The sequence below is a fragment of the Nitrospinota bacterium genome (assembly GCA_027619975.1).
Classification (GTDB): Bacteria; Nitrospinota; Nitrospinia; order Nitrospinales; family VA-1; genus JADFGI01.
Map to the genome: position 1 here is coordinate 1 of JAQCGX010000058.1, position 8947 is coordinate 8947.

The 8947-nt window shown below is 49.7% G+C and carries 9 protein-coding genes and 1 pseudogene; 5 read left to right on the plus strand and 5 right to left on the minus strand.

Translation table 11 applies throughout. From position 1 onward, the window contains the following. Positions 1–136: 136 nt before the first annotated feature. A complete protein-coding gene (locus O3C58_13710; GenBank protein MDA0692908.1) occupies positions 137–1657 on the plus strand; it encodes an AMP-binding protein in 1521 nt (506 codons plus the stop codon). A 31-nt stretch (positions 1658–1688) separates the two neighbouring features. Here the strand turns inward: O3C58_13710 and O3C58_13715 are convergent, their stop codons facing one another. The 4 genes and pseudogenes from O3C58_13715 to O3C58_13730 form a co-directional block, all read right to left on the minus strand. Continuing rightward, positions 1689–2924, minus strand: coding sequence for an SUMF1/EgtB/PvdO family nonheme iron enzyme (locus tag O3C58_13715; protein MDA0692909.1), 1236 nt, complete (start codon positions 2922–2924; stop codon positions 1689–1691). Between the two features lie 241 nt (positions 2925–3165). Beyond that, a complete protein-coding gene (locus O3C58_13720; GenBank protein ID MDA0692910.1) occupies positions 3166–3342 on the minus strand; it encodes a hypothetical protein in 177 nt (58 codons plus the stop codon). A 21-nt stretch (positions 3343–3363) separates the two neighbouring features. After that, a complete protein-coding gene (locus O3C58_13725) occupies positions 3364–4020 on the minus strand; it encodes a tetratricopeptide repeat protein (GenBank protein ID MDA0692911.1) in 657 nt (218 codons plus the stop codon). 585 nt (positions 4021–4605) lie between these two features. Beyond that, a pseudogene (locus O3C58_13730) lies at positions 4606–4701 on the minus strand (transposase). Between the two features lie 56 nt (positions 4702–4757). Here O3C58_13730 and O3C58_13735 point away from each other — a divergent pair. Next, positions 4758–5102 carry a tetratricopeptide repeat protein gene (locus O3C58_13735; GenBank protein MDA0692912.1) on the plus strand — a complete coding sequence of 115 codons (345 nt, stop codon included), beginning with the start codon at positions 4758–4760 and terminating at the stop codon, positions 5100–5102. A 437-nt stretch (positions 5103–5539) separates the two neighbouring features. Here O3C58_13735 and O3C58_13740 read toward each other — a convergent pair whose 3' ends face one another. After that, a complete protein-coding gene (locus tag O3C58_13740) occupies positions 5540–6529 on the minus strand; it encodes a glycosyltransferase family 2 protein (protein MDA0692913.1) in 990 nt (329 codons plus the stop codon). 132 nt (positions 6530–6661) lie between these two features. Here O3C58_13740 and rfbB point away from each other — a divergent pair, with 132 nt between their 5' ends. From rfbB to O3C58_13755, 3 genes are all read left to right on the plus strand, one after another. Beyond that, positions 6662–7720 carry a dTDP-glucose 4,6-dehydratase gene (gene rfbB / locus O3C58_13745; GenBank protein ID MDA0692914.1) on the plus strand — a complete coding sequence of 353 codons (1059 nt, stop codon included), beginning with the start codon at positions 6662–6664 and terminating at the stop codon, positions 7718–7720. A gap of 203 nt (positions 7721–7923) precedes the next feature. Further along, complete coding sequence (gene rfbA, locus O3C58_13750) at positions 7924–8805, plus strand: glucose-1-phosphate thymidylyltransferase RfbA (protein ID MDA0692915.1); 882 nt, start codon at positions 7924–7926, stop codon at positions 8803–8805. Between the two features lie 52 nt (positions 8806–8857). Next, on the plus strand, positions 8858–8947 hold a 90-nt coding region (locus tag O3C58_13755), incomplete at its 3' end, for a sugar nucleotide-binding protein (GenBank protein MDA0692916.1).

Genomic DNA, 8947 nt, shown 5'->3' on the forward strand with positions numbered 1-8947 from the left:
CACTAAAACAAAGCCATCTCCTTAAATTAACGATTAGGAACATTTAGTCTATTTTTAGAGATGCCCTAAAATTAATCCATATCAATAAAAATTTGTCTTTATAATTATCTGATCTAAAAAATTCTTCGAGGCAATCATGGCGCTTGAATTTTATAATTATATCAAAACCCACGCTGAAAACATTCCCGATCATCCGGCCATTATTGACGGCGACCAAACCCTCACCTATCGTGAACTTTTGGAGCAGGTTGAAAAGTTCTCCAGCGCCTTGACCGGACTCGACCTCAACCCGCACAGCAAGCTGGGGATTTTTTGCCTGAATCAAAAGGAGTACCTGATTGCCTTTCTGGGCGCATTACACAAAGGTCTGCCCATTGTTCCGTTTAATTTCCTTCTGGGCCCGGAGGATCTGGTTTTCATCACTAAAAATGCCGGGGTTGATACTCTGGTGGTGGACTCGATGTTTATAAAAAAAGAAACCCTGCCCTTTTTCCAGATGTTCCTGCACAAAATTGTGGTCGGAGAAGTCGACCTCGCGCCATTGGGACCCGGCACCCTGGCCTTCGAGGATTTTTTACTACTTGGCAACCACAAGGAAGGCCCGCACAGCAAGGACCCATCCATTCCCGACACGATTTTTTATACTTCCGGCACCACGGGCCGTCCTAAGGGAGTGATGCTCAACGAGAAGCAATTCAACACCAATTGTGACGGGTTTCTGGAGCATTTGGAAATTTCCGGTAAAGACCGGGCCATCGTCGCCCTGCCGTTATTTCATTCTTTTGGCAACATCATGTCTCTCGTGCTTTTGCGGCAGGGAGCCACACTGATCCTGTTAAGACAATTTGCTCCAAAAACCATTCTTGCCACCGTCACCAAACACCAGGCCACCCTGCTTCCGTTGGTACCGACGATTTATTCCTTCCTCCTTGATATCTTTGCACGCGGCGGTTACGACGTTTCCTCACTCCGCGCTTGCATCTCAGGAGGCGCTTCGTTGCCGGAAGTCTTGCACGAAAGAGTCCGGGACATTCTTGGGACCGCCGTGCTGGAAGGCTACGGGCTCACCGAGACCTCTCCCGTGATCGCCGTCAACACCTTTCAAAATGGAGGTGTTCCCGGTTCGGTAGGCCCGGTGCTGAAAAATTTACAACTTAAAATCGTTGACGAAACGGGGCAACCTGTCAAGCAAGGAGATGTGGGGGAAATCTGGGTACAGGGAGAAACGGTCATGCAGGGGTATTGGCAAAACCCAAAGGAAACCGAAGAAATCTTAACCAGCGACGGGTGGTTAAAAACCGGAGACCTCGGCCATATGGATGCAAACAACCTGCTTTATATTTCGGCGGGCAGGAAAAAAGACCTCATCATCCGCGCCGGGGAGAACGTCGCTCCACTCACCATTGAAAACGTGATGATGAACCATCCGGGAATCTTGGAAGTAGCCGCCATCGGCATCCCCGATGACCGGCTGGGGGAAAAGGTCAAAGTCTGCGTTGTCTTAAGAGAAGGCGCCACGGCCGATGCACATGCGCTCAAGGAGTTCTGCAGAAAACGGCTTCCGGCTTTCATGATTCCCGACAGCATCCAGTTCTATGAATCGCTTCCCAAAAACGCCACCGGGAAAATTCTTAAAACCAAATTGCGGGAATCATGAAAATTTAATCCAGAGTAAAAAACTCCCTTTTTTAAAAATCCACCGCACAGCGAAATCCCACGCTATCAATCCGGTAGTCCACCCACATAGCTTTGCGGTTTGAGGGTCGCAAATCGGAAGCGCCGGTTGTCCAAGAACCGCCTCTAAAAATTTTGTTATTGGTTCCACCATGCATGACGCGTTCCGATCGAAACGCACCCTTTGGATCTTTCTTAGGGCTCATCCGGTAATAGTTGGTTTCCATCCAATCGGCAACCCATTCGTTGACATTGCCGGCCATGTCGTGAAGGCCATAGGCATTGGGAGGAAAAGACCCTACCGGGGCGGTGAATGCAAACTCGTCAGAGTTATTTGGGTCTCTTAAATTTGCCGAGCAGGATTGGTCGCAATAGTTGGCCTTTTTAGGATCAAACTCATCTCCCCAATAGAAGTTGGTTGTAGACCCCGCTCGGGCGGCGTATTCCCATTCCGCTTCGGTAGGCAGACGCTTGCCAACCTTGGTACAGTAGATATCCGCTTCAATCCAAGTGGTGCTTTCAACGGGCAGATCGGCTCCTTTAAAACGCGAAGAATTGGTATTCATAGTTTGCTGGAATTGTCTCTGGGTCACTTCAAACTTATCCATTTTAAATGCCGAAACGCAAACTTCATGCACCGGTTGTTCATCTTGAGCGCCTTTATCACTGCCCATTTGAAAACAACCCGCTTCGATGCTAACCATTTCAGTCGGTGCGCCGGAACCTTCCGCCTGAATCAATTGAATTTTGACATCGCTTTGCATTTCCTGCACATACACCCTATCTTGCCGCGGCACGCCAATGTATTTAAACGTCGCCCTGTGCTTTGGGACCAATTCCATCTTCCCAGTTTTTAAAAAGAAAAACCGGTAATGGGCAACGGGTTCGGAACTTGCCGGATTCAGGTAGTTTCGCATATTGTTCTTGTCGGCTTCTTCCAAAATAACGGTTTCATCCACCAATTCTGCTTCCAGCGCTTCCGTCTCCCCTTCAAGGGTCACGAGAACTTGTCTGCCGTTGGAAACCTTCATTGCCAGAAGCCGGTCGATCAAATCATTGGCTTCCTGATACTTTTTCAAACCGATCTTTGTTTCGGCGAGAGACTTCATAACGCGAAAATTTTCCGGGTCCGTCTCCAACGCCTGGGAAAATAATTTTTCCGCGACGGAATATTCCTTCTTCTCTAGAGCCACATCGCCGGAAGCGAGAGTTTCAGCAATCCCACTAAAAGCCTGAGCAGGCCATAACATAAATACGGCAAGAATTCCTGCTGTATATAGATGAGCACACTTTACATGCCAATTACGAATCACGGTCATGAGCCAACTCCAAATCGTTTGTTAAGGGAATATTGTTCCAGGTATTATACCATCTGACTACTGGACGGTACACTTTTCAAAGTTTCAGAAATTGAAAGGACTGGCTCAGTTTTTTCAAAGGCGGGGAACAAGGGAAGTTCGGCATGAGGAAAAAAAACGGTGTCTCAGAATTCTATTCTTTTTTGTTTTCCGGGGCTTTCTCTTTTCCCGGTTTTATTTGAGGTTTGCCTTTGGCGGTATCCTGACCGGTTTTGACTTTTTTCAAGGCATCCCATTCCTCGGCGCTATCGCCGCCCTTTTTTTTCTTATATTTATCTCTTTTGGGGAAATAATCTATTTCATCAATCATCACATTACCTGCTTTTTAAATTTATTGCGGCTTCGCGCCAGAAGTTTCTTTATTGTACAAACTTACCAGTTGATCGATCACAGGGCCTTTGATACCCAGCGCTACGGCCCGATTCAGATGCGCTACGGCCATCTCCCCTCTATTTAACAGAGTATACGCCACCGCCAGGTTGACGTGCCCGGCTCCGTAATTCGGGTCCATGTCCAACGCCCGCTTGAGTTCGGCCACCGCCTGATCCGGTTTTTGCATTTTAATATACACCTGCGCCAGGGCGTCATAGGCGATTTTATTGAAGGGCCAGGCGCGGATGGCGTCTTTCAGCTTGCTTTCCGCCTCTTCTAATTTTCCCATAAAATTCAGGTTATTGCCATAATTGGTCAACGCCACGGTATGAGTCGGATTCAACTGCAACCCTTTGGCGTAAAACGCATTGGCCTGATCCAGATTGCCCTGCACATTCCAACTCGCCCCTAATTTGAAGTAGGGGTTCCAGTGCGAAGGCAATAATTCAGCCGCTTCCTGATAAGCCAATCGCGCCTGTTCCAATTTTCTGCCCGCCAACAGGGAGTCTCCTTCCTGCAACCGCTTAAAATAGTCCACCCTGGCTTGAATTTCTTCCGGTGTTTTTATGGGAGCGGCCCCAAGTAGAATTCCAATCAATAACAGGGACGTGAACATTCCCATTCCCAGCAGGATTTTGGGCGAAGACAAAATAGTCTGAATGCGGTTTTTAAAAGGAAACCGGACCACCAGCCAGCCGACCCCAAGGATGGCGATCCCTTGAGACAGGGGGAAAATTACCATGAAAAGAACATCCCTGAAATCCGCTTTCCCAGGATTGTCCAGAAACATCAACTTAAAAAAATTGGACGATCGCAATAATTGACCGGGCCTCTCCAGGACCAGATGAGGAAGATTTGCCAACGCCTCCCAGGTAAATTGCGGGTGGTTGTAAGGCAGGGAAACCTTGTACTGAACGATCATAAAGTATTGCGCCAGCACCCCGATAATGACAAGGCTCATTGCCACAGGCCACAAGCCTTTACGGTTCGAGCACCATTCAAGCAACCGCGCCAACCCCAAGGCAAACACCGGAAGCGCGGATATCAGGTGCCGGTGACCGTAAGAGGCAGAATCCTCCGGGTACAAAAGAATGATCGAAAATATCCCTGCCAGGTAAGCCAGGAGCGCAAGACGGATGTCTTTCAGAAACCCGCTTTTCATAAACAGTCCCAAAAGCCCCGCCATCGCCAGCGGCATGGACAAACTCAAACCTACAAAACGCCGGAAACTGATCCGATCAGACAGCGCTTCCTCCATGCCAGGGTCCGATAACCCGTACCATTGCTGGAGAAGAAGCGGAGCAGGATATCAACCGCTACCTGCAACAAGTTCCCGGTTCCGCCGAGGGGCGTTTGTTAGCAGGTAAAATTTTCGCGGCAATGGGAAAAGAGAGTCTGGCAATAGAAGCTTTCAAAAGCGTGCAGGGAAACCCATCAGCCGAGGCCAGAGCGCATAACAATCTGGGGATTTTGTACATTCAAAGCAAAAAACCGGAACAAGCAATTCTGGAGTTTAACAACGCCGTTTCCCTCAATCCCAATTTGCCGGACGCGCATTACAACCTGGCCGTTCTTCTGCTGGATACTAAAGGCAACCCCAATCAGGCCCGCCAACATCTGGAGGTGGCGTTGCAATTAAATGATGACCCGGCCCGCCGCGAAGCCATCCAAAAACGGTTGCGGGAGATGCAGAAATGATTAAAGAAATTTTGTAAAACAAGTCCTCCCCTCACCTAGCCTCTCCCCTCTGGAGGGGAGAGGGATTTTTCCTCCAGGCTTTCTTTGCGTTCTCTGCATCTTGGCGGTGAAACCACCCCTCCCAGCCTCCCCTTCGTAAGGAGACCTTTGCGTAACCCGTCATTGCGAACGAAGTGAAGCAATCCAGAATCCTGGATCGCCACGCCGCTTTGCGGCTCGCGATGACGTATAGAATAGTCTCAGGGCAAACTCCATGAAGATTCTCGACTTACGCAAAGGTCTCATTCGTAAGGGGAGGAGTTTGTTTTTCATCCTGTCTATCCTGTTAATCCTGTCCAATTTTTCTCTTGGTTTTCTTTGCGTCCTCTGCGCCTTTGCGGTAAACAACGGGTTTTGTTTTTTCTGCTTCAAGGGTTCCATGTGATTTAAAAAATCCTTTAAACCGCTCTCTTGCGTTTGGAGTAAGGCAGGAACCAGCCCTTGACCAACACCCTTCTTATCTCGCGGACTGAGACTTTTAAATTGCCCTGGATTGTTTTGCGCTGGGCGAGAACTCTCGGCAGGCCCTTGACGGCATCCCACTTCGCCCGAAAGATAACCTTGCCTTTTCCCTGGATCGTGAACCAAAGCAAAGCCGCGATATTGGCGAGCAAATGCTGGGGAAGATAAATCCATAAAAGGTAACTGGGCATATTTTTCACATAGGCCCAAACCAGATTGCGGTTGCCATGATAGACCGCGTAATCGCTGGTGCGGTGCGTGGACCCGGACCCCACATGCGCCACCACGGCATCGGCAACATAAAGACAGCGATGCCCCGCCAAGCGGATTCTAAAACCCAGATCGACATCTTCAAAATAGGAATGAAAGGTTTCGTCAAACCCACCAGCCTCAAGAAAAATATCCTTCTGGATCATCGCCGCCGCCGCGCAGGCTGAAAAAATTTCATCCGTCCTTCTATTGGTTTTTGATGCACTCAAACCGTGATCCCGCCGCCAGGCCAAACCGCTGACATGGTAGATGTCCCCGGTTCCGTCCATCGCATCGGCGGCCCCATGGCGCAACATATGACTGCCAAAAAATGAAAACTCCGGCTTGCCTTCTGCGGCGCGGATCAGGTTTTCCAGCCAATTAGGTTCAGCAAAAGCATCTGGATTCAAAAAAGCGATCCAGTCACAGGCTTTCACTTTTTCCGCACCCAGGTTGTTGGCATGAGAAAACCCGGTATTGTCATGGAGGCGGATCAATTCGACATGTGGGAATTGTTCCTCAATTCCTGAGAGCGAATCATCTGAACTCGCATTGTCCACGACGATCACTTCCTGCGGCGGGCGGGTTTGATGGGTCAGCGCGGCAAGGCATTTCTCCAGATCTTTGCCCAAGTTCCAGTTCACAATGATGACTGCTACCGGATTCGTTTTATCCATCGATTTATCCATTGATCAAGAAAAGAATCCAGCCGTTCGACCCTCTTGCAAACCTGAAAAAGACCGCATATACTCCCTCGAAGTGGTAGAAATTTCTTCAACCCGATAAAGCATCAGGCTGACTCTTCCAATATGAAATCCCATTTTGTGACCGGCGGCGCTGGTTTTATCGGCTGCAATTTCATTTTAAACCTGCTTACCTCCGATGACGTCAAAGTTCTCAATTACGACAAATTAACCTATGCCGGGAATCTGGAATCCCTCGCATCCGTTGCCTCGCATCCGAACTATGCCTTCGAGGCAGGCGATATCTGCGACCCCGATCGCGTTTCCCAATTGCTGGAAGCACACCAGCCGGATGCCATTATCAACTTTGCGGCGGAATCGCATGTCGACCGCTCCATAGACGGTCCGGCGCCGTTCATTGAAACTAATATTACGGGAACCTTCAAACTCCTGGAAGCCGCCCGCAAGTACTGGAGTGCGCTCAAAGGTGAAAAGAAAGCCGGTTTCCGGTTTCTGCACGTGTCCACCGATGAAGTGTTCGGGTCTCTTGGGGCAACGGGATATTTTACCGAAGAAACCCCGTATGCACCCAACTCCCCGTATGCCGCTTCAAAAGCTTCCTCTGACCATCTGGTGAGGTCTTACCACCAGACTTACGGGCTTCCGGTTCTGACCACAAACTGCTCCAACAATTACGGCCCCTGCCAGTTTCCAGAGAAACTGGTTCCGTTGATGATTCATAATGCATTGACAGGAAAGCCGCTTCCGGTTTATGGCGATGGACAACAAATCCGCGACTGGCTTTATGTCGAAGATCATTGCCGCGCCATTCTTGCGGTTCTCGAAAAAGGCCGCCTGGGCGAAGTGTACAACATTGGCGGAAGCAACGAAAAGGCCAATCTTGAAATGGTCCACACTCTGTGCAGTCTCCTCGATGAAATGGCGCCAAAGTCTTCTTTTAAGCCGCACAAATCACTCATCAAATTCGTTGCTGATCGACCGGGGCACGACCGTCGCTATGCCATTGATTCAGGGAAAATACAACGCGAGCTGGGCTGGAGTCCAAAGGAAACATTTGATACCGGACTTCGTAAAACCATCCAATGGTATCTGGAAAACCAGACCTGGGTCGAGCGGGTGATGTCTGGAGCCTATCGCGGCGAACGGTTGGGACTCGGCTCTTAGGAAACGGAAAAATTTATGCTAGAAAAACTAAATTCCCCCTCACCTTAATCCTCTCCCCCAATGGGGGAGAGGGGAAAACCCCTTCTCCCCTCTGGGGAGAAGGCGGGGATGAGGGGCTCTTGTTCTTATACCAAGCTCTCTTAGGGGTTTGGCAGTTACAAAAACTTAAAAATATCAATCTTGAGAAGCTCTACACAACTTTTATGATAAATAAAGGAATCATTCTTGCCGGCGGTTCGGGGTCACGGCTGTTCCCCCTGACCCAGGTGGTCAGCAAACAATTGATGCCGCTGTACGACAAGCCAATGATCTATTATCCCTTGAGCACCCTCATGCTCGCGGGCATCAAAGACATCCTGATAATCACCACACCTGCCGACCAGGCTTTATTCCAGGCGTTGCTCAAGGACGGCAGTCAATGGGGCATTCAAATAAGTTATGCGGCGCAACCGAACCCCGAAGGGCTGGCGCAGGCGTTTATCATTGGCCGGGAGTTCATCGGCAATGATGGGTGCTGTCTCATCCTTGGCGACAATGTTTTCTATGGGCAGGGATTGGGTTCCATTTTGCAAAAAGCCAGAGAACGAGAGCAAGGGGCCACCGTGTTCGGATATTGGGTCAAGGACCCGGAGGGTTATGGAATTGCCGAGTTCGACGCTGCGGGAAAAGTTGTCAGCCTTGAAGAAAAACCCAAACAGCCAAAGTCCAACTATGCCATCACCGGATTGTATTTTTACGATAACTCCGTCGTGGATATCGCCGCCAGCTTGAAACCCTCGGCTCGGGGCGAACTGGAAATCACCGATGTCAACAAGGCCTATCTGGAAAAGAGCCAGTTGACCCTGGAAAAAATGGGACGGGGTTACGCCTGGCTGGATACCGGGTCGCACGACTCCCTGCTGGCCGCCGCCAACTTCATTGAGACCATCGAAAATCGCCAGGGTCTCAAAATTTCCTGCCCGGAGGAGATCGCCTACAACCTGGGGCTGATTTCGGCAACCGACCTGGAAAAACTGGCGGCGCCGCTCAATAAGAACGGCTATGGGCAATATTTACTTTCCCTGGCCCGGCGCGGAAAATCTTGACACGGTTGCTCTTCTTAAATTAAATTCGATAACCTGACTTTCACCACTTTAAATGCGTATTTTGCTGATTGGGAAAAATGGCCAGATCGGCTGGGAACTTCACCGGGAACTGGCAGAACTTGGCGAGATAGTCGCACCAGAC

Coding starts and splice junctions, on each gene's coding strand:
- O3C58_13710 (MDA0692908.1), top strand. CDS start 137: ATGGCGCTTGAATTTTATAATTATATCAAAACCCACGCTGAAAACATT.
- O3C58_13725 (MDA0692911.1), bottom strand. CDS start 4,020: ATGTTCACGTCCCTGTTATTGATTGGAATTCTACTTGGGGCCGCTCCC.
- O3C58_13720 (MDA0692910.1), bottom strand. CDS start 3,342: ATGATTGATGAAATAGATTATTTCCCCAAAAGAGATAAATATAAGAAA.
- O3C58_13740 (MDA0692913.1), bottom strand. CDS start 6,529: ATGGATAAAACGAATCCGGTAGCAGTCATCATTGTGAACTGGAACTTG.
- rfbA (MDA0692915.1), top strand. CDS start 7,924: ATGATAAATAAAGGAATCATTCTTGCCGGCGGTTCGGGGTCACGGCTG.
- rfbB (MDA0692914.1), top strand. CDS start 6,662: ATGAAATCCCATTTTGTGACCGGCGGCGCTGGTTTTATCGGCTGCAAT.
- O3C58_13715 (MDA0692909.1), bottom strand. CDS start 2,924: ATGTTATGGCCTGCTCAGGCTTTTAGTGGGATTGCTGAAACTCTCGCT.